The organism is Blautia sp. MCC270, from assembly GCF_018785605.1.
In the GTDB taxonomy this organism is placed as follows: Bacteria; Bacillota; Clostridia; order Lachnospirales; family Lachnospiraceae; genus Blautia_A; species Blautia_A fusiformis.
Map to the genome: position 1 here is coordinate 1 of NZ_WQQD01000105.1, position 226 is coordinate 226.

Sequence of the window (226 nt, forward strand, 5' to 3'; positions counted from 1 at the left end):
CCATCAGACCCTGGGATGCTGCCGGTTCATCTACAACCGGGGACTTGCCATGCGTAAGGAAGGCTATGAAAATGGGGAAAGGATCGGCTATTCCCAGACTTCCGCCATGCTGACTGAACTGAAAAAGCAAGAGGAGTTTGCCTTTTTGAAAGCAGCAGATTCCATTGCATTACAGCAGTCTTTGCGGGATCTCGACCGGGGATTTGTGAATTTCTTTGAGAAACGG

The 226-nt window shown here is 49.6% G+C and carries 1 protein-coding gene; it reads left to right on the plus strand.

Going from position 1 to position 226, the window contains the following annotated elements:
- Positions 1 to 226, plus strand: a 226-nt coding sequence (locus GPK58_RS12995) for a helix-turn-helix domain-containing protein (RefSeq protein WP_215638775.1), incomplete at both ends; no start/stop codon positions are given.